The organism is Candidatus Jidaibacter acanthamoeba (genome assembly GCF_000815465.1).
Taxonomy (GTDB): domain Bacteria; phylum Pseudomonadota; class Alphaproteobacteria; order Rickettsiales; family Midichloriaceae; genus Jidaibacter; species Jidaibacter acanthamoebae.
In genome coordinates this window covers 47,468-68,919 of record NZ_JSWE01000096.1, presented here as the reverse complement: position 1 = coordinate 68,919, position 21,452 = coordinate 47,468, and the positions used below count along the sequence as shown (strand labels likewise).

The following is a 21,452-nucleotide window of genomic DNA, read 5'->3' as shown; positions in this document are numbered from 1 at the left end:
ACGAATAATAAAATAACAAAAGAATTTAGCTTTATTAGCAAAATATGATTAATTTTAATCTTTTGGAAATTTTGCTAATAGAATATTTTATCGTGCACCGATCATATCGATAATTTTAGTAATATCTTCGTTAACCGACTTATCGTTAGCCATTCTCTCTTCTAATTTTTTAATTGAGTATATAACGGTCGCGTGATCACGCTTGCCTAAAGCTTGCCCAATATCTTTTAAGCTCTTATCGGTAAGCTGCTTTGATATGAAAGCTGAAACCTGCCGCGGCAGCACATATTTTGATTCTCTGCTTTTCGAAAATATTTCTTTAGCAGTAACCCCGTAAAAATTAGCTACTACTTCAATAATTTTATCTACAGTAACACTTACTTCATGAGCAAGAATACAATCCTTTAATATTTCTTTTATATTGTGAAGGTTAAGCTCTATACCAAAGTTATTAGCGTAAAGGGATAAATTGTTTAAAGCCCCTTCCAGTTCTCTAATACTTGAAGTAACGCTTTGTGCTATAAATTCCAATATATCTTTACTTAAATTCAAATTAAGCATATTAGCTTTAGTTTTTAAAATCTCATAGCGAAGAGCAAAGTCCGCAGGTTTAATTTCAACCGATAACCCTCCCGCCAAGCGAGATTTTGTTCTACCATCAAGCTCCAACTGATATGGGGATCTGTCGCATGAAATTACCACCATTCTTCCGCTCTCGACAAGAGCGTTAAAAGTATTGGCAAATTCCTGTTGCGTGCTGCTTTTGCCGCAAATGAACTGTATATCGTCAATAAGCAGTATGTCTAAACTTCTTAAATGCTCCCTAAAACCCAAACTGGAATTATTCTTAAGAGATAAAATATATTGATGCATAAATTTTTCTGCACTTAGATAAGCCACATTCCTATTCGGCTGATTGTTACCTATATATTCAGCGATAGCTTGAAGTAAATGAGTTTTTCCCATACCGACCGCACCATGGATATATAGTACATTGGTCGGGTTATTACTCCTGCCTTCCGCAACTGCCTTTGAAGCCATGAAAGCTAATTTATTCGAGTTACCGACCACAAAATTATCAAAAATAAGTTTTCTGTCCAAATTTGATGCAAGGGTGGAGGACTCATATTCCTCAACTCTTATAACTGAATTATCATTAAGCGATGGCTTTTTCTCTTTCGTTACTAAGGAAGGTCTGTTTTGTTTAACCCTAAGGTCAATAATTTTAATATTGGGGTCAAGATCGGAAACGAGCTGCTTAATTTTTCTGAAATAGTTATTGATTACGCATTCCCTGATAAACTTACTGGGAGCGGTAATTTTTAATGTACTGTCTTTTATTTCATGGAATGATAAATGAGTAAACCATGAATTAAAAGTAGCTAGCCCATATTCATCTTTTAAATTCTCAAGTACTGATACCCACAATTCCTCGTGGTCGGCTGCTATTGAGGCAGGGAGCCTTTCTTGTAGATTAGTATGCTTCATACTAATTTTGCCTCCAAGGAAGATTAGCCGCTTTCCAGCCGCTTAAGTTTCCGCGTTGGTATTTATTATTTAAGTTCCCCTCAAATCCTTCAGTAATATTATAACAATATTTATATCCGTGTTCCGCTAAGTTTTGAGCAGCTTCTCCGGATCGTGCTCCGCTACGGCAAATAAAAAGCAATTCCGAATTAATATCCGGAACTATTTTAGTAATACCCGTAATAAAATGCGGGTTAATCTCCATATTCGGAAATAAGCGCCATGGCATATGAACAGTTTCTTTACCTATCTCCTTAAGCCATGGAGCTCCTACGAAGATACACTCTTCTATTGTTCTTACATCAATTAAGAAGGAATTAGGGCTATTTGTCAAAATATCCCAAGCTTTAGATAAAGCTATATCCCCGCTATATTTGCCCATAACGTTCCACCGCAACTAAAAAACATAAATTGATTAAATTTGTTTTATATATGTGCCCTACCAAAGTGATTTGGTAAAGAAATATAATTTTGTTTTATGCAAATAAAATAGTTGACTTTGGTTAATATCAGACAACTTTATGAGTCCAGACGATTAAAAATATTTTTACCTCTAAGATACTAATAAATAAATACATTTCACCTAAAAAAAAGCAATATTATCTGTTATATTACTGTAGGTTAAGCAGTAATATTCGGTTTAAATTTTTAAAAATTTTATGGAATTTATATTAAAGGTACTAGCTTTTCAAATCATCCCATAGCCCTTTAACTTTTGCAAAAAAACTTTCTGTTTGAGGATTACAACCAGAACTGTTTTCTTTTTCAAATTCTTCTAATAGCTCTTTTTGTTTTTTAGAAAGTTTCACCGGAATCTCTACTATAACTTTCACAATCAAGTCTCCATGCCCCGGAGTTTTCATGATAGGCATGCCTTTGCCTTTTAACCTGAATTGCGTGCCGCTCTGAGTGCCTTGCGGTATAGTTATCTTAGCAGACTTGCCGTCAAGAGTAGGTACTTCTAAAACGCCCCCGAGAGCTGCAGTAGTCATTTTTATAGGTATGGAACAAAATAATTGGTACCCTTCCCTTTCAAAGAATTTATGATTTTTTACGGAAACAAATATATATAGATCACCCGAAGGTGCATTCCTTAATCCGGCTTCTCCTTCGTTGGCTACTCTTATTCGCATGCCGTCTTCAACACCTGCCGGTATATTAACTAAAATAGTTTTTTCTTTAATAACCCTTCCTTCTCCTCGACAGCTTGTGCAAGGATCTTTAATAATCTTACCAGTACCCGAACATGTATGGCATGTTCTTTCAACCGTAAAGAAGCCCTGTTGTGCCCTAATTCTTCCGCTTCCGTTACAAGTCGAGCAGTTTGCAACATTGCCGCTCTTACTTCCTTTGCCGCTGCAAGTCTCGCACTTAACCGCAGTTTTATATTTAATGTTTTGTTTAGCGCCCGAATAAGCTTCTTCTAATGAAATGCTCAAGTTGTATCTTAAATCGGAGCCTCGCCCGATATCTCTGCTAGCAGTCCGTGCGCCTCCGCCCATGAATTCATTAAATATTCCACCGAATAAATCATTAAGATCGGAAAAGTCTCCGGAATAGTCAAACCCTCCTCCATTTCCTCTGCTTCCGGCTCCTCCGCCACCCCCGTTTTGGAATGCCGAATGACCAAATCTGTCATAAGCAGCTTTTTTATCATCATCTTTTAGAATTTCATAAGCTTCATTAATTTCTTTGAATTTTTTTTCAGCCTCCTTATCACCTTGATTGCGATCGGGGTGATATTGCATCGCAAGTTTTCTGTACGCTTTTTTAAGTTCTTCTTTGCTTGCGGACTTAGATACGCCTAAAGTTTGATAGTAATCTTGCTTACTCATTATATTCTAAGAAAAATTAATTTGTATAAAGAAATAGTTAGCAAGTGCAAATTAATCAAGTACTCTGATTGATAATTTTTAATAATTTTGCTAGCTTAGTGCAAAATTAATTGTTTGAGTCATTTATGGATATCATTTTAGTTGAAGGCGGCATTCCGCTTTACGGAGAAATTAATATAAGCGGTTCTAAAAATGCTGCACTTCCTATTCTGGCAGCTTCTATTTTGTGTGATAGAGAGGTTAAAATTTCTAACATCCCTGATTTGAAAGATATTGAAAGCATGACTGCATTACTCGCTCAGCACGGGGTTAAAGTAACAAATGAAGGAACGTCAAATATTGAGCTGGGAAGTAAGAATAGAAGTATAATACTGGATGCTAAAAATATTACTAATTTAGTTGCACCATATGAACTTGTCAGCAAAATGAGAGCATCAATTTTAGTTTTAGGTCCATTGCTTGCCAGGTTTGGAGAAGCCAAAGTTTCATTACCTGGAGGTTGTGCAATCGGGACTAGGCCGGTTGATATGCATATTAAGGCTATTCAAGAAATGGGAGCTGAGGTTGAATTATCAGAAGGCTATATAATAGCTAAAGTAAGCGGAAAATTAAAAGGCGCTGAAATATTTTTTGATAAAGTCTCTGTCGGTGCTACCGAAAACATCATGATGGCTGCGGTTTTAGCTGAAGGAAAAACTATTATGCATAATGCGGCAAGAGAACCAGAAATTGTTGATTTAGCCAAGTTTTTAAAATCCATGGGAGCAATTATTTCCGGAGAAGGTACGGATATTATCACAGTAGAAGGAGTGGATAATCTTTCAAGCACGGAACATGAAGTAATCGGAGATCGGATTGAAGCCGGAAGTTATGCAGTTGCTGCTGCTATAACAAGAGGAAAAATCAACTTAAAAGGTATAGAACCGGAGATGCTTCGCTCACAATTAGTACATTTTAAAGAAATCGGGATAGGAATTGAAGAAGGTGAACATAATGTAATTATTTCAGGCGAAGGCAAATTCCATAAAACCGATATTAAAACTGAACCATACCCGAATTTTTCTACAGATTTACAAGCGCAGATGATGACTCTACTTGCAATTGCCGAAGGCACTTCCCATGTAAGAGAAAATATTTTTGAAAACAGGTTTATGCATGTTCCTGAGCTCAATAGGATGGGAGCAAAGATTTTAGTTGAAGGTAACCTTGCGATTGTTGAAGGAGTTGAGGAGCTGAAATCAGCGGAAGTGATGGCAACCGACCTCAGAGCTTCAATGGCTTTAGTGCTTGCGGCGCTTTCAGCAAACGGAGGATCCGTTATCAGTAGAATTTATCACCTTGATAGAGGTTATGAACATCTTGATGATAAGCTTAGTGCTTGCGGCGCTAAAATTAAACGGGCTACCGGATAATCTAAGGTAACAAAATAATATATTTTTACCTAAAATTATAATTTTTATGCTTGCTAATATGGCTGGAGTTTGATAAAACAAATCCCGGATGGATGGCCGAGCGGTTTAAGGCACCGGTCTTGAAAACCGACGTACGTTCGCGCGTACCGTGGGTTCGAATCCCACTCCATCCGCCATTTTCTTCGTATTATAAATTTTTAGTCAATGGTTTAGCAAAGCGTCCCTTGAGTAGAGATTTATTTTATGAATTAATCAGATCGATATGGTGGATTAGACCCAAAAACCAGAATTTTAGCAGAAACTAAGTTTTATTTAAATAAAAATATAGCTTTAAATAAATCTTAATCCATTCTAAAATTAAAAATTTTATAATCTATAAAACTTAAAGTATTAAATACTTGTATTATCATCTTTTAATTAACATAGAAAGTGCTCTCTAGATTAATTTTACAAAGATTTGCTTGGTTTTAATATGATATAGAATTATATTCTTACTCACTTTGATTATTAATGATTAACATATAAATAAGAATGGCAGATGCACCGATAGGAATATTTATACACCCAATTAAATTTGCTTGGAAAAAAATTACCGAATTTTTGTTTAAAAGAGCATATATTGTATCAAATGCATATTACTGGAATTATTATAATTCTTGCAAGAAATGGCATTCATTAAGTTAATATATAGATTATAGTCTTTATCTACCCTATAACTTTCCTGGAAGTCAAAATAGTTTTTGCTATATATATAAAGGCGAAAGACAGGCTTAATTTTTATAATATAGTTTTATCCATCACAGCTTATCCCCGTTGTAAAAGTCAAAAGTTTCAGCAAACATTATCTCTTTATAATTTAGATAAAACCCCTTTTATATTTAAATTATCCAACATTCCACCAAAAGACTTAATAATTAAGGATAATCAAGTTTTTACTTTATATGACAAAGTTACAATCAGGCTTCATGCACTATATGAGAAAGAAAATAGCAGCATAAATCTTGCTGAGTACGTTAAGGAATATAACTTAAATATTTCTCATAATAATATACTTAATGATAATTTTGTTATACGCTGGCAAGAATATTGGAATGTAAATATAATAAAAGAAGTAAAAGTTGAACTAGCAGAGTTTTATCATTATCACCTTGCCGCATTTCCATTTATATTATATAAATCTTTACCAGATAAAATACGTAGATATTGCACGCATCCTCTATATCTATTTTTAAGCAATAAATACATGCTAACTTTAACATTTTGGCTTAGAAATTTAATTGTTGCTAAGCAATTAAGAAATAAGATTTACAATTCTTCTTTCTAATAAAAAGATAATTGAGCCTCCATTCTCACTATTTTAAATTCAAGCAATCGCTAAATCACAAATAGCGTCACCAATACACAAATCAATGACCACACTTAGTTGACTGTTTTTTTAGCAATAGGTTACCAATACTGATATCCCCGGTTAACCCAAACCGGAAAACCTTGCCGGCTTGATGTCAGAGCTTTATCCCATATTTCCGTCGCTAGCTTAACATCAATTTTATTATTCAAAATTGAAATAGCTTGTCGAGTTTCAGCATCATATATAGAAATATCTCTGCCGCGATAAAAGTTATGTATTCCTGCTTTGGGTGCGCCATCAGTATTAATTTTTTGTAAAGAAATCAAAAAGCCCGCAAGCGCAACGGCAAATTCATTTAAATTTATAATACTTTCAGGTGAGGCAGTTTCACCTATAAGCCATTGGTAAATAGACCAATGCCAAGGAACTCTTTAGTTGGCTTACCCATTGCCAAGGGAGCGGGAATAGGAAGCGGCAGTAGCAGCGCAAGTTTTGGTAACCAATACTGCTCTTTTTCAACTTGGTGAGAATATTCTCTAGCCTTAGGAAGGCGAATAGTCATCTGATCACCAAGGCGAAAAGTTTTATTGTCCCATCCTTCAGGCCGCATTAGTTTAATCGGAAGATCCGCCCACTGCGGGAATTGTGCGGCAATTAATCGGCGCACAAGAGAGGCATCAATTATATCATCCCTATTTAGAGCTTTTTTAGACAAATTTTAAATTTGATTAATAGTAAGATTATAAAATCCGTTTCTTCTTTCCCATGTTTGATCCATATAAGCTTACTGTTTTAAAGTTAAAACTAAATATAAATTTATATCTTAGCAATTCATTAATAACTTCTACCGCTCTCTTTAAGTTGTTTAGATCTTTCTGCAATAAGGTCAGCTACCTTAGGATTATTGATATCTTTAATTAATAAGTATGTAGCATCATCTTGTATGTACAAAGAAAAAGGTAATTTAACTTTTTCTGATAAATATCGCATATAGTTTTCAGGGTCAGTTTTAGTTAAAGGTAGTTTATATAAAGCATCAACAATAAAATTATCTCCTTCCCTTAAATAAGCTTGAAAGCATTTTCCTGTCAAAGCGCTTAGTAGCATTGCTACTTGCTGTCTTTTAATAGGCTTACCTATAATTATCGGATCTGTTTGCCGGGCGCAATATTCTGCTATTTTATTTTCAATAATCCAGGTTAGACTATTGACCTGATTCTTTTTATCAAGATCAAACGCTTTTATGTCTTGATCAATATCAGAGCGATAAGCCATCCATTCTTCATCCTTTTGAGATGTGTGGACAAGCCTATTTGTATAAGGGTATAAAAATTCATAGTTATTTGTTAACTCTACACCAAGTTTTGATAATTCTTGTCTTAATCCTTTATAATGACTAACTCCTACAATAAATAAAATTCCCGGTGAATTTACTCTTATATTAACAAGTTGATTGGCCATCAAATTTTCTCTGAATTTCATAACTACATCATCCCCTAATATATCATGAGGAAGTTTATGATAATTTATTTCTACGGGTTTTATCTCCATTTGGTTTTCTAAAGCAGTTCTAAATATTTTGTATATCTCTAGATGGGCAGGCAACTCAATAAGTTGCTGAAGTAAACCTGACATATTATCTGATTGTATATTTTTATTGTTTAAAAAATTATACAAATCTTCTAAAGTCATTTTTTTAAGAGTATCTATTGAAATGCCAAGCATACCTATTTGTTTAAGATAATTTACTTCAGCTTTATTAATAAGATCAAAGTCTATTTTCATACTAAGATCCCCTTCAATACATAAAGTTTTATAACCGGCCTTAATTAAGGTAGGTAACATCGTTTGCAAATATTCCATTACCTTTACCTCATAATGATGATTACATATAACTAAGGTAGGTAATTTATTAATGCTATTATCTTTTGCCAACATTCTATTTACTCCTGAGACAATGGTTGATACTAAAACCCTATTCATTACCATTTAGGTTTTTAAAATATATTTTTTATATACTATATTTTGTATTTTAATAAAAATTTAGCTTACTTTCATTTAAAAGTATAAAAGCCGCAATGTCTTTTGAATTAGTTTATCAAATCAAAACACTAAAAAAGCCCCTCCACATTAGCAAAAGGGCTTCTTGTTACAATTAACTTTATAAAGAATATTATTCTTTATCTTTGTTTTGTGATTGGCCAAGTGCTGCACCTAAGATATCACCTAAGCTTGCACCGCTATCAGTTGAACCGTATTCGGCAATTGCTTTTTTCTCTTGGTCAGCTTCTAAAGCCTTAATAGAGATGTTAACTTTACGAGTATTTTTATCAACAGCAACTACCATAGCATCGACCCTGTCGCCAACCGCAAACCTTTCAGGTCTTTGTTCAGCTTTATGCTTGGAAATATCACCTTTCTTAATGAAAGCTTTAATATTTTCAGAGACTTCAACTTCGATACCATCGCTCTTAACATCAGTTACCGTGCAAGTTACAATACTGTTCCTATCGAGCTTATCAGCAGCTTCGGTAAAGTGATCCGTAGAAAGTTGTTTGATACCTAAAGTAACTCTTTCTCTTTCAACATCGGAAGTAAGTACGATTCCTTTAACTATATCGCCTTTTTTATAATTTTTAAGCTCTTCCTCCGGGTTATCACTCCAGGTAAGCTCAACGGCAGGAACCAGTGCATCAATTGCAGCATCCGGATTTTCTTCGTTAACAGTCACGAATAAACCGAAATCAGCAATATTTTTAACTACACCTTCAACAATTGTACCGATCGGATTTTCATCGGTAAATTTCTGCCACGGGTTCGGTTTACATTGCTTCATACTCAAGCTTATACGGTGCTTGGAAATATCAATTTCAAGAACAACTACTTCTATCTCGTCACCGGCTTTCAATAGTTTTCTCGGGTGAATATTTTTAGCATTCCAGCTAATTTCAGTATGATATACTAAGCCTTCAACACCTTGCGCAAGTTCAACAAACGCACCATAGTCGGTAACGGTAGTTACACTTCCGGTGAATCTCATACCCGATTGATACTTATCAGATAGGCCATCCCACGGATTTGATTCCAGTTGCTTGAGCCCTAATGAAACTCTTTTGGTTTCCGGATTATATTTAATAACCATTACTTTAATTTGCTGTCCTAAACTTAATACTTCGGAAGGATGAGAAATTTTATTCCATGAAATATCAGTTATATGCAGTAAGCCGTCTAATGAACCAAGGTCAATGAACGCACCATAATCAGTGATATTTTTAACCACACCTTCAAGGATTGAACCTTCTGAAATATTAGATAATAATTCATTTCTGGCTTCCGCTCTCGATTCTTCAAGAATAGCTCTTCTGGAAACAACCACGTTACCTTGATCTCTATCCATTTTTAAAATTTTAAACGGTTGAGAAATATTCATAAGCACGGAAGCATCTTTTACGGGACGAATATCAACCTGGCTCCCGGGTAAAAACGCAATTAAGCCGCCTAAATCAACGGCAAAACCGCCTTTAACTCTGCCGATTACTTTACCATCAACATTCACATCTTTATTTTGTAATTCTTCAAACTTCACCCAAGCTTCTTCACGTAAAGCTTTTTCTCTACTTAAAACAGTTCTGCCTGATTTACCTTCAAGTCTTTCAACAAACACATCAACTGTATCACCGATGTTAATATTCGGCTCTTCTCCGTCTAATGCAAATTCTTTAAGCGGAACTCTGCCTTCACTTTTTAATCCTACATCTATAAGAACAGCATCCCTTTCAATCCCGACAACCTGCCCCTTGATTACGGTACCTTCTTTCTTTTCATTTTGAATTGAGTCTTCAAACAATTGAGCAAAACTTTCAGTAAAGTTTATTTCTTCATTTTTGTTTATATTTGATTTGATAGCCATATATTATATGACACTCCTGGTTAAAAAAGGTTAATATTAATATTTTTATGTTTTAATGTCTCCAGAGTCTTTTCAAGTACTACTTGTAATACTTCATCAGCATTAAGATCGGAATTATCAATGATGATGGCATCATCGGCAGGTAAAGTAGGTGCTATTGCCCTATTTCTATCCAGTTCATCACGCTCCTTCAGACTTTGCAAGACTTGGTCGAATATAATATCTTTTCTCCCGCTTTGCAACTGTTTATATCTTCTCTCAGCTCTTACTCCTAAATCTGCTGTGATAAAAAATTTACAATCAGCATCAGGAAATATTACGGTGCCGATATCTCTACCGTCTATCACCACTCCCGCCTTGCCTAAAGGGAAGTTTTTCTGCATAGAATTCAGGGCTTCTCGCACTTTTGGTTGGCTTGCGATTTCAGATGCCATTTTACTTACTTTATCACTGGTAAGGATTAAGTTTTTAGGCTGGCTGAAATCAATACCGGGGACTAAAGCGACTATTTTTTCTGCATCATTTGAAGCAAGTTCAGCTTCTAAGGCATAATATGCTAAAATTCTGTATAAAGAGCCGGTATCTAAATTATCAAAGCCCAACTTTCTCGCTAAACCTTTGGATAAAGTACCTTTGCCTGAAGCAGAGGGGCCGTCAATTGCAATAATAACTGTCATAAATTATATTATTAAAATTTAAATACCGAATATAAATATACCTAGTCTATCCGCTTCTTTTACAGTCGCTTTTTCATCAATAATTAATGCCGAACCTGCTTCAATTGCAACCCCGATTAAACCGTTTTTATGTAATTCTTTTACCGTATTTATTCCTATACACGGCAGATCTACCCTTTTATCCTGATCGGGCTTAGAAACTTTTATTAAAATAGCCCCATGCTCTTCTTTTTGTTGAATACCGCCGCAACGCTCAATTAACCGGTCAGTCCCTTCGGCAGCTTCAACTCCGAGTACTAATCCTTCTTGTATCACGAGCGCCTGCCCGACATCAAACTCAGCAATTCCTTTTAATATTTTAGTACCCTTTTTAATATCCTCCCAAGCTTCTTTACTTGGTTTAGTCTTGGTAATATGGCCGCTTCTTACCACTATATCCTGAGCTATATATTCAGCCGGCAACACGGTAAAACCTTCATTTTCAAAAAAATTAACTATAGTTGTAAGCAAAGAATTATCATTAATCCCGTTTCTCATAATGCTTGCAAATAATTTTGCCCCTTTAACATCCAAAAGAAGTTTTGAAATACTAGTCCTTTTTACTCTTCCGGCAAAAACTACATGAGAAACTCCTTCATCATTGAGCTTCTTAATTATTTTGCTTATCGAATGCAATTGGAAGGTTTGGTATTCAATATCTTTATACAGCTCTTCGCTGGTTTGGCCAGTAAGCCCGATTAGTACAAATTCAATATTTTGCTTTTTTGCAGCGTCAACTACATGCCTTGGTAAAGATTCGCTTCCTGCTATTATTCCTAATTTTTTAATTTCTATATTTTCCATTAAGATTCATCCCTTATTTTCGGCATACATATTGATCTTGAACTATCCGCCTTAAGAAATTGAACAATTTCTTTTACTTTCTCATTACCGCCGAAATTTTCTTCTACGTCACTTACACGGCTTTCAAAAGTATTATCATTATCAACAAACAACCTTTTGAATGCAATTTGCAATTGTTTGATAGTCTCTCTATCAAAATTTCTCCGCTTCATTCCTACGATATTAAGCCCGGCAAGCCCTGCTCTTTCCCCGACTACATTGCCGAAAGGAATTACATCTTCAACAACAATGCTACCTCCACCGATAATCGAATGCGCTCCGATCCTCACGAACTGATGAACGGCAGACATACCTCCGATTATAGCAAAATCCGCAACATTAACATGCCCTGCAAGCGTAACATTATTAGCCATAATAACATTATTGCCGATTTTACAGTCATGTGCTACATGCACCCCTATCATAAGCAGGCAGTTATCTCCTATTTCGGTCTTCATCCCGCCCTGCTCCGTACCGGGATGGATAGTTACATATTCCCTGATTGTATTATTTTTACCAATATAAACCGTAGATTTTTCTCCACTATATTTTAAATCCTGCGGTACTAAACCAAGAGAAGCAAAAGGAAAAACCGTCGTTCCCTCATCAATTACAGTATACCCGTCTACACAAACATGAGATTTAAGAATGACCCCATCTTTTATTTCAACATTAGACCCGATTACACAATATGGGCCTATTTCTGCGCTTGATGCAACCTTAGCACCATCATAAATAACCGCTGTGGGATGAATCATTTTACTCTCTTTTTTACTTATCATTTTCTTTGTCTACAATCATGGCTGTAAATATTGCATCCGCAACCCTGACTCCGTCTACTTTTGCTTCCCCTTTCATTTTCCAAACATTTCCTCTGCTTTTTATCTTTTGGACATGTAAGTAAAGAGAATCACCCGGAACGACGGGTTTTCTAAAATGGGCTTCTTCAATTGACATGAAATAGACTAGCTTTTGCTTAGTGCATACTCCCATGTTTATCACAACAAAAACAGCAGATGCTTGCGCCATAGCCTCTACTATCAGCACACCGGGCATGATAGGCTTACCGGGGAAATGCCCATTAAAGAAATTTTCATTAATAGTTACATTCTTAAGAGCTATAGCTCCTTCATCAGGATGCATTTCTATAATTCTATCAACCAGCAGCAGCGGATATCTATGCGGAATAATATCCATTATTTTTTCTATATTTATATTTTGAAGCTGTAAATCAGTCATTCTTACTGCCACCACCCTTAATCATTTTCTTTAACATCGCGGTTATCCTATGCCAATCTCTTATATTCATTGCAGGAGCACCACCAACCATTTGTTCCCGCTCAACATCCTGCATCACTCCGGATTTAGCCGCAATTTTGGCGCCGTCTCCGATATTTAAATGCCCTGCTATTCCCGCCTGCCCGCCTATCATTACCCCGTCGCCGATTTTTGTGCTGCCTGCAATACCAACTTGAGCAACCACAAAACAATTTTTCCCTATTACCACATTATGGCCTAATTGCACAAGGTTATCTATTTTAGTATTATCACCTATTACGGTATCTTCAATCGTACCACGGTCAATACATGTATTAGCACCTATTTCAACATTGTTACCGACTATTACCGAACCTAACTGTAAAACTTTTTCAGCACCCTCTTTACCTACTGCAAAACCAAAACCGTCCTGCCCGATTTTTACTCCCGAATGGATAATACAATTGCTGCCTATTGTGCAATAAGTTAAATAGGCCTGTGGGTGTATGGTTGAATTATCGCCTATCTTTACCCCATTTCCGATATATGTGTGTGCACCGATATAAGCATTATCTCCGATCTCCGCATTTTCTCCCACAAAGGCGAAGTCTTCAATAGTAACGTTTTCTCCTATTTTGGCACTCTTTGCAATTACAGCAGTTGAAGAAATATTAGCTATTAAGTTTGCTGCACCGTAAAATAATGAGGTGATCTTTGCATACAGCACATAAGAACTGTCGGTAACCAAAAGAGTAAGATGCGGAGGTGCAACCGGAATATTCTTTTCATCAATAATACAAGCGGAAGCTTTAGTAGTTTTAATTTGTTCTATATATTTAGGGTTGTATAAAAAGCTTATATCCCCCTCTTTTGCATTTTCAAGGGTTGCAATATCTTTTATTATTCGGTTCTTATCGCCAATAACTTCACAATTAAATCTTTGTGCAATTTCCATTACACTAAAAGAACCCTTATTTTTAAAAAATCTTGAGTCAGGCATAATATATTTATATCTTATATAATTCATTATAGTTTTTTGACAAAAACTATAATCTAAGTTTTAAATACTATTGTCAATATTATACTTTAATAGTTTAGCTATTTAAAAAATTAAATCCATTATACTTATATATAAAGTAAGATAATTAAATTTCTATTGAATGTTATACATATACTTATTAAAAAAGCTCCCATATGTATACAGGAGCTTTTTAATAAAAACAGTATAATTTAGAATAGATTATTAGTTAGAAACTTTGTCCAAATAATCTACTTCAACTACTACTCTACGGTTTGGTTTCAAGCAATTAATAAGCTCTTTACCCTTAACACCGTCGCATGGTTTAATTTGTTGCTGTTTACCTAAGCCTCTTTCAATAAGAATGCTACTATCAATAGCTACTTTAGAATCTAAGTAGTTCTTAACGGCATCAGCACGCTTTTTAGATAATGCATAGTTATAAGCATCAGAACCAATCCTATCAGTAAAGCCTAAAATCTTAACTGCTTTAATGTTGTGCTCCTTTAAAGTGTGCGCAAGAGCATTAAGTTTATATTTTTCATCTTCAGTAATTACAGAACTGTCGAAGTTAAAGTAAACTGTTCTTTCATCCATTCCGATAACTTTTCTCACAACTTTAATTTGCGGTTGTGATTCTTGTTCATCGATACATCTGTCATTACCTACATCCCATTTGCTTCTTAAGCAATCACCGGATCCGGTACGAACTTTATCTCCATTTCCGCTTACAACTACGTCCTGAGTGGAGTATGCATGCGCTAAGTTCATAGAGAAAGGTGCAAGTAGTAAAGCAAACAGAAAACTTTTTATTAAAGTAGAGTAATTATTCTTCATTGAAACCTCATTCATACATTGACATTTTACATTTCAAGTGTTTCACATTTTTAAAAAAAATACAACTAATAAAATTACGAATTTAAAATTTTTTAATATAATTGAGCAAGTTATTTAATATTTTTATTTAGAAAAATCAGTATTTTCATCTCAATTACATCTTATAAATTTTAAGCATCGTATATAGTTTATTAATAATTTTTAAAGTAAAGCTTAATACCATAAAATGTGAAAAAGTTACTTTTCTTTCTCAACCTTTAAACTCTCTCAATTATTTTGTCACCTGATTTTTTATTTCGTCTTAATAATTCTTGTGCAACAGCTGAATTTAAAGACCGATCATCCTTTGAACTATAAATTCTAGGTTTTTTAAAAGTTTCTTGAGGTGTATCAACATCGGCAATGCTATCAATCCCGACAATCTCACGCCATGTTCTCTTCCCTTTGTCTGTAATGACAGGTATTTTTCCGCTTTCTAAAACTTCATCTTCTTTTCGTTTTTTATCAAGCTCATCTTTCATCTCCTCTCCCAGCTCCCCTTTCTCGCTTTTCTTTTCCTCCTCTCTAACATTTTTTTCGAGCGGATAACTTAGCTCACTTAGAGCTGAAAGCTTTGTTTTTTCATGCAATAGTTCAGTTACTTTTAAAAGGGTTACCTGAAAACAGGCTAACCCCTCTTCCACCAAATGCAATAGCTCCAACACCAATTTTTCCTTTAATTCGGTAGTATAATAATTTTTAACGTAATTTATCCTATAATCTATTCCGTATATAATTCTATGAAACTTTAAGATAAAAGATTTTAACTTAGTATCGGCATATGTCTCCACAATATATTTACCTTTGCATTGTTTTATTTTTTCCGACAAAGGTTTTAAAGCACTATTAATAAGTGTTTTAATTGCTTCTTCATCCGATATTTTATTCGAATCTTTGTATGATTTTAGCTTATTATATATTTCACAAAAGTCTGAATGGTACCCTGCTATATAGTGAAGCAATTGACTTTCTGTAGTAAAATTCGGTAATTTATAACTTTCCCGTGCTACCGAAGACTGTTTTGGAACAACCTTCTCCGGAATTGTCAACTCTATAGGAATATAAGCGGTAGGGTTGATCCAAAAGGACATAGAAGTTGAAGCAGGTTGAATATAAGGATTTACCGATACGCCAGAGGCAGGATGCGGTAAGGGCACTACCGGCTTAGGGACAATATTAGGATAAGAGGGGAAAATTTGCGGCTGTTGATTACTGTATTGAGGTATCATAGGTTGCGTGTATTGCGACATTGCATACCGATAGCTCGGATTCATTGTAAGCCAATAACCATAAGGCATAGCAGGTTGATGATGTTGAAGCGTTTCAGGCTGATGATGCGGACTTATAGAGTTACTCTTAGTTTTACAGGCTCTGGAAAATTCAAAATCTTTTTTTATAAATTTATTTTTTATATCTCCTGCAACTTGCTTTATTATTTTCTCGGTAATGAAAAAATCATAATTTGAAAAGCGTGTTGTGGTTTCACACATGTGAATATCCCGTAATATTTTTATAAAAAATTCATCATTCCAATCCGAATTAACAAGTAAAATTTTTTTCGAATCAGAAATTTTAAAATGCTTTTTTGCTCTGTCAATTGCCGTGATATACGGTGTTGCCTTGTTTAGCTCTTCTACTGAAAAACAATTAACCGCCCCTTTCAAAATATTTTTTGCAAGCTCAACATTATTACTGTATTCCGCAAAGAAAGTCTGCTCCGGAAATTGTGCTTTATATTGCTCTATGGTAGTTTCATGCTCTATTACGGAAACATTGGTAAAACCGAAACGATTTAAACTCTTAACAAAAGTACTCACATTGCTGATATCTTTAAATAAAGTTGAATTCACAATAATTAAAGCACCTTGAGTTTCTTTGCCTGCTCTCATAATAACACCAATTATATATTTCCTAGGTATATATTAATTATTTATTAAATGAGAAGCCAGTAAAACATTATTTAAGGTTAATAATTTTTCACATAATAATAAGTATACTCGCCTATGCAAGTACCCAAAAAAGAAACCCAACTTATATTACAATTTTTTAAACTCCGCGTAACTCACCACTCACTAATTTTTCATTTCTTCTTGATAACTCCCTAAGAGCAGCCGAGCCGGCAGAGTTTACTTCTTTATGAAAAGTATATTTTACAGGTCTTTTCAAAGGCCTTTCTTCTATCCTTTTATTTTCAGAATCATCTATATTATATTTTCTTTTATTTGTGATAACACCGGTTATTATTACGTCCTCATCTTTTTCATCCAACTCATCTTCAGTATCGGTACCTAAATCTTCTATTCCTCTCTCCTTTTCTTCTTCCGTCAACAAAATCGGATTCTCCAAGGAAGTTTGCCCTGCATTCAAGCGTGAACTTAAGTTTATTAAATTCATATTATTAACAAGCATTTCGGCAGATGGGATGGTTGAAAATTTTTCAAATTCAACTAATGTTGAGGATAGCAAATTAATGAAATTTTCTGCAAAATTATAAGTATAATTATTTATAAGGTGATGAATCTCTCGATCTAAATAGTATATTAAGTCATAAAATTTATTAAGACCATCTTGTAAATATAGATATAATTTAGCTTCTGCCATATATGGTAAGTTTTTTTCCTCTTCAATTTTCAACAAAGAAGATTTTATAACCGGAACTATGGCTGTAATGTATTTTTTGGTAACATTTTGAAAATCCGCTTTATTAGGTAAGCCTAGTAATATTTTATGCATAGCGGAAACTTTAGCTATATTACCTAAAATTATTGAGTATCTTTCAATATACTCCCAAAGCTTCGCCTGGAATTCAGGAGTTATTTTATTAATGGAATAAAAACGATCATTACGGCTCTGCTCTTCCGTAAAAGCTTTCTTATAAGATTGACTAATAACCGAAATATCACTTGCCGAAGCAAAAACAAAGGGTGTGCTTCTAAAAACCGTATAAGTAGGAATCTTAGTTTTTATAGCAGGAGAAGGCGGGAAAATAGGAGGATAGTTATTAGAATTATTTAAATGCTGAGGCCTTATTAAAGTAACAACAAATCTATCATTTATATCCGTAAAATTAGTTTTTATAGCTTCGGCCGTTGCAGATAAAGCACTTTGATTAATAGAGACATCGTGATTTTCAAAGCAGGTCATAACTCCGCAAAAAGATCTAAATAATAACTGTGTCAAAATTTCCTTAAATGTTATATTTGAATTAATAAGCAAAGCTTTATTTAAATCCTTAACATCAAAAAATTTCTTAGCTTGATCAATCGATATAATATAGGGTGTAAGTATATTAATAGCAGGTTTAGGAATATCGTTAACCATATTTTCTTTTAAAATATTCTTTGCAACCTCAACTTTACGTTGATTTCCGATAATTATTTTTTGCTTAGGAAAATAGTTTGTATATTCTTTTGAAACACTTCGATTTTGGACTATTAATGCAATATTTTTAAAACCCTGCTCCTCAAGACTTTTAATAAACTCGGCAGCAATTTCAATATGTTTAAATAAAGGCGAGTCAATTGTATTGATTACAATTAAATTATCACAGGTATTTCTATCAACTCTCATAGTAAACATTAAATATTTAATAATTCGAGCATTTTAACTAAATTTAATAAAAAGACTAGGATAAAGCTATTAAATATTTATTAATGACTTTTATTCATTAAAATAGAGTTTGTTATCTAAAATTATGTTATTTATAAAAATTATCCGATATTTCACCGCTCGTATCACTTACGGAATTGCTTGTTGAGTAAAGATAAATATTATATTCTTGACTAAAAAAATATTAAAAAATGAAAGTAATTTAATTCTTATGTTCTGGATAAATCATTTGATTGTTTGCTTCTTTTTAATGATTCCCTTTAACCAGTAGAACCTGAAGGCTTTGTTTCTTCTGCAACATAGCTTTTAGGCTTTTTGGAAGACTTTTCAGCAGTATCAGCATTCTTGTTTACAACCTTATCTACCCACTTTCTTTTTATTAAGCCTACATGAGATATTACTACTATATCTTTTCTATTATCTATTTCATCTTCAGTATCAGTGCCTAAGTCTTCTTTTTCTTTACCCTTTTCTTCTTTTCTTGATGCTATTAAATTTTCAGATGAAGTTTGTTGTATTTTCGGTTGTAAAATCGGGCTTCCTGAATTCATCCAAGCCATCTTTAGAAATTATGACGGAATCCTTTAAGATATTTCTTGCAAGCTCAGTATCATTTCGGCTTTTAATAAACAGTACTTTAAAAAAACGATTTTTAAAATAAGCTCAAGAGAAAATTATACTTAAGCCTATTTCATAACTATTTCGCAATCTTATAATATGTTTATATTATAATGTTACTTCAATAGTATAACCTAAAAATAACTCAACAGGTTTTAAATCAGCATCAGCATTCAAAAACTGCCCTACCTTAGCTAAATCAATGTAATGCATAGGTTCAGCAGTGTAAGTATCATTTATAACTGACGGAGCAAAATATGTATTTGCATTAGTTACAGATCCATCAATCTTAGGGACAGAAGCTTCTGCACATTCAAGATTTCCGGAGTTAACTGCATCAAGTCCTACAAAAGTATTAATTGTTGAATCCTCAACGCTGGATTTGGCAACGGCTTTTTCATAAAGGTTAAATAATTTATCACTGTTAGCTATATATGAACCATATAACAAACCTACCGGCACACCTATTAACGGAGTAGTAAATATTGAAACCATCCCTCCTATAACCGCTCCTTGAGCAAGCGTACTGAGTGTTACAAATGATGCTTTTAAAACATCCGACTCAGGAGCAATTTTCTCTGCAATCTTAAATGCATAATCTCCCGGGGCTTTAGTTTGTTTATCGTATTTATGAGTATATTTACGCGAATATTTGATCATAATGAACCTCCTAAACTTAAATTAGATGAAGTAGTATATTAAGTTATATCGCTAACCTAATAAGTGTTTAACTAATTTAATACATTAAAGATAGTTAAAATTCATGTATAAGTTAAAATGTTCTAGTTCTAGTGTTTAAAATTTTATTAAGGTACTCATTGACATTGAGATAGTATGTTTAAATAAATTAAGCCTTAAGCCTAATAATATTCACTCGATTCCGATATATAACGATATATAAGTATTATTGTCGGATATATTCATATCATCTTCAGAATAAGGCAATTCAAAATCTCTTATATGCTGAATTTGAGGCTGCATTAGCTCATAGCTTCCTTCGTTAATTTCAGCACATACTTCTTTAAGGTAGCAACCTCCCGCTTTGGTAACCGCAAATACCGAAGTTACTGCGGTTATTGTAATACTAACTCTCCCGCAGAAAGATGAAGATAAAAGTATGATAGGTATGACAAGAATGGCAAAACTGTCTATATAACAGTTTTGTAACTCTATATCGGTTATGCATTTATTGTCGTCAGAAATGCCGGAGACTTTACTGGGCTGGGCAGTATTATATATATTTACCATATATGCTTTATTAATTTATTTATAAGTAATATTTAAATCTAACTTATAATAACATCAGAGCAAACAATATTTAAAGTATTATAATATTAAGCTTCAGCTGTTGTATTGTATACAGTTTATTAACAAACTTCCTACTATATAAGTATAATAAATACTATTTTCTGGCTTTTATATTACAATAAGCAATATAAAAATTAGCCGGCACAATTATTGCACAGCCGATAAGCGTAGTAGCATGCGGCACTTCGGCAAACAGCAAATAACCGATTGAAGCGGAAAACACCAGTTCAAGATAACGATATGGAGATAAACTCGAAGCATTAACCAAGGTAAAGGCTTTCAATATAAAATAAAGAATTAAGTTACTCCCTACCCCGAGCAAAGCTAAGAGCAGCACTTCTTTAGCAGTAGGTTCAACCCAAACTTTATATGCCGGATATGCACCGAGCAGAGTAGTGACAAGCGCAGAATAAAATAACATTCCTATCATGGTTTCCTGCACTACAAACTTCTTGTTTATAATATCGAGCGAAGCAAACATAAGAGCAGCAAGCACCAACACTAAGCTATACGGATTAAATGAAACATGATGGGGATTTAAAGTAACATATACTCCGACAAACCCGATAAGAGTGGCTAGCCATAACTCCTGACTCACTTTTTCTTTTAAAAACAGCGGAGCAAGCACTAATACAAACATAGGGATAGTAAACCCCATAATAGTCACAACCGTAATAGGCACGGTATTAACCCCCCATGACCACATACTTATTGCAAAAAATAAAATAACACCCCTTATTATATGTACATTTATTCTGGAAGTTTTAAGAGAACTTTTACCGTAATATAAAATCAATGGAACTAAGCTTAAAGTGCCGAAAAAGAATCTAAAAAAGGCAACTTCGGCGAAAGGTAACCTTAGACCCACGAACTTAACAATCACATCGTTAAAAACACTGGCGACTAAATTCATTATAAACCAAAGCACTCCAAGTAAGTAGGTTAGGTTTTTTTGCTTATTCTCAACAAGCGAATCAATTTGAGTCATAGTTTTACAAAATTCAATTAAATCAACTTTTGCAGCATTTATAATATAACTCATCCAAAAAGCTAGAGAAATTTCTTTTTTAACTTAGGATTAATTATATGGATTTAAAGCTTATTTCATGTATAATAATAAGTATTATGGGATGCTTTATGCATCTTTTTTATAACTTATATTCCTTCTGAAAGGG

Annotated in this window: 20 protein-coding genes and 1 tRNA gene; 2 read left to right on the top strand and 19 right to left on the bottom strand. The window is 33.9% G+C overall.

Translation table 11 applies throughout. The features are described 5' to 3' along the window. Positions 1 to 87: 87 nt before the first annotated feature. From dnaA to dnaJ, 3 genes are all read right to left on the bottom strand, one after another. Positions 88 to 1,488 carry a chromosomal replication initiator protein DnaA gene (dnaA, locus tag NF27_RS04540; protein WP_053332578.1) on the bottom strand — a complete coding sequence of 467 codons (1,401 nt, stop codon included), beginning with the start codon at positions 1,486 to 1,488 and terminating at the stop codon, positions 88 to 90. 1 nt (position 1,489) lies between these two features. Beyond that, on the bottom strand, positions 1,490 to 1,909 hold the full coding sequence (locus NF27_RS04535; protein ID WP_039456314.1) for a rhodanese-like domain-containing protein: 420 nt from the start codon (positions 1,907 to 1,909) through the stop codon (positions 1,490 to 1,492). A 298-nt stretch (positions 1,910 to 2,207) separates the two neighbouring features. Next, positions 2,208 to 3,362, bottom strand: a complete 1,155-nt coding sequence (dnaJ, locus tag NF27_RS04530) for a molecular chaperone DnaJ (protein ID WP_039456311.1) — start codon at positions 3,360 to 3,362, stop codon at positions 2,208 to 2,210. Positions 3,363 to 3,487: 125 nt separating this feature from the next. Here dnaJ and murA point away from each other — a divergent pair, with 125 nt between their 5' ends. Further along, a complete protein-coding gene (gene murA / locus NF27_RS04525; RefSeq protein ID WP_039456308.1) occupies positions 3,488 to 4,774 on the top strand; it encodes a UDP-N-acetylglucosamine 1-carboxyvinyltransferase in 1,287 nt (428 codons plus the stop codon). Positions 4,775 to 4,860: 86 nt separating this feature from the next. Beyond that, a tRNA-Ser gene (locus tag NF27_RS04520) sits at positions 4,861 to 4,950 on the top strand. Between the two features lie 1,270 nt (positions 4,951 to 6,220). Here the strand turns inward: NF27_RS04520 and NF27_RS11140 are convergent. The 16 genes from NF27_RS11140 to NF27_RS04445 all read right to left on the bottom strand — a co-directional run bounded on the left by NF27_RS11140 (position 6,221) and on the right by NF27_RS04445 (position 21,265). Then, positions 6,221 to 6,448 (bottom strand): protein kinase family protein, encoded by a 228-nt coding sequence (locus NF27_RS11140; RefSeq protein ID WP_053332577.1) that lies wholly within the window; start codon positions 6,446 to 6,448, stop codon positions 6,221 to 6,223. 65 nt (positions 6,449 to 6,513) lie between these two features. Beyond that, positions 6,514 to 6,837: a phosphotransferase gene (locus NF27_RS13010; protein WP_053332576.1), complete on the bottom strand. Its 324-nt coding sequence runs from the start codon at positions 6,835 to 6,837 to the stop codon at positions 6,514 to 6,516. 119 nt (positions 6,838 to 6,956) lie between these two features. Further along, on the bottom strand, positions 6,957 to 8,060 hold the full coding sequence (locus NF27_RS04510) for a hypothetical protein (RefSeq protein ID WP_039456306.1): 1,104 nt from the start codon (positions 8,058 to 8,060) through the stop codon (positions 6,957 to 6,959). 235 nt (positions 8,061 to 8,295) lie between these two features. Beyond that, positions 8,296 to 10,032 carry a 30S ribosomal protein S1 gene (locus tag NF27_RS04505; protein WP_053332575.1) on the bottom strand — a complete coding sequence of 579 codons (1,737 nt, stop codon included), beginning with the start codon at positions 10,030 to 10,032 and terminating at the stop codon, positions 8,296 to 8,298. 20 nt (positions 10,033 to 10,052) lie between these two features. Then, a complete protein-coding gene (gene cmk, locus NF27_RS04500) occupies positions 10,053 to 10,709 on the bottom strand; it encodes a (d)CMP kinase (protein WP_039456305.1) in 657 nt (218 codons plus the stop codon). 18 nt (positions 10,710 to 10,727) lie between these two features. After that, entirely contained in the window at positions 10,728 to 11,552 is an 825-nt protein-coding gene (locus tag NF27_RS04495; protein ID WP_039456303.1) for an LpxI family protein, read from the bottom strand. Further along, a complete protein-coding gene (lpxA, locus tag NF27_RS04490; RefSeq protein WP_239647819.1) occupies positions 11,552 to 12,373 on the bottom strand; it encodes an acyl-ACP--UDP-N-acetylglucosamine O-acyltransferase in 822 nt (273 codons plus the stop codon). Before lpxA ends, NF27_RS04495 begins: the two co-directional genes overlap by 1 nt. Then, positions 12,363 to 12,830 carry a 3-hydroxyacyl-ACP dehydratase FabZ gene (gene fabZ / locus NF27_RS04485; protein WP_039456301.1) on the bottom strand — a complete coding sequence of 156 codons (468 nt, stop codon included), beginning with the start codon at positions 12,828 to 12,830 and terminating at the stop codon, positions 12,363 to 12,365. The genes lpxA and fabZ overlap by 11 nt, the downstream gene beginning before the upstream one ends. After that, entirely contained in the window at positions 12,823 to 13,848 is a 1,026-nt protein-coding gene (lpxD, locus tag NF27_RS04480; RefSeq protein WP_039456560.1) for a UDP-3-O-(3-hydroxymyristoyl)glucosamine N-acyltransferase, read from the bottom strand. Before lpxD ends, fabZ begins: the two co-directional genes overlap by 8 nt. Positions 13,849 to 14,091: 243 nt before the next feature. Continuing rightward, the gene (locus NF27_RS11130; protein ID WP_053332573.1) at positions 14,092 to 14,703 is read right to left on the bottom strand and encodes an OmpA family protein; all 612 of its coding nucleotides are present in this window, start codon (positions 14,701 to 14,703) and stop codon (positions 14,092 to 14,094) included. A gap of 257 nt (positions 14,704 to 14,960) precedes the next feature. Next, a complete protein-coding gene (locus tag NF27_RS04470; protein WP_039456299.1) occupies positions 14,961 to 16,631 on the bottom strand; it encodes a hypothetical protein in 1,671 nt (556 codons plus the stop codon). Between the two features lie 157 nt (positions 16,632 to 16,788). Then, positions 16,789 to 18,312 (bottom strand): hypothetical protein, encoded by a 1,524-nt coding sequence (locus NF27_RS04465; RefSeq protein ID WP_039456298.1) that lies wholly within the window; start codon positions 18,310 to 18,312, stop codon positions 16,789 to 16,791. 299 nt (positions 18,313 to 18,611) lie between these two features. Beyond that, positions 18,612 to 18,902, bottom strand: coding sequence for a hypothetical protein (locus tag NF27_RS04460; RefSeq protein WP_152606842.1), 291 nt, complete (start codon positions 18,900 to 18,902; stop codon positions 18,612 to 18,614). Between the two features lie 175 nt (positions 18,903 to 19,077). Continuing rightward, the gene (locus tag NF27_RS04455) at positions 19,078 to 19,629 is read right to left on the bottom strand and encodes a hypothetical protein (RefSeq protein ID WP_039456294.1); all 552 of its coding nucleotides are present in this window, start codon (positions 19,627 to 19,629) and stop codon (positions 19,078 to 19,080) included. A gap of 210 nt (positions 19,630 to 19,839) precedes the next feature. Continuing rightward, on the bottom strand, positions 19,840 to 20,217 hold the full coding sequence (locus NF27_RS04450; RefSeq protein ID WP_039456293.1) for a hypothetical protein: 378 nt from the start codon (positions 20,215 to 20,217) through the stop codon (positions 19,840 to 19,842). Between the two features lie 154 nt (positions 20,218 to 20,371). Continuing rightward, positions 20,372 to 21,265, bottom strand: coding sequence for a DMT family transporter (locus NF27_RS04445; protein WP_053332606.1), 894 nt, complete (start codon positions 21,263 to 21,265; stop codon positions 20,372 to 20,374). Between the last annotated feature and the right edge of the window lie 187 nt (positions 21,266 to 21,452).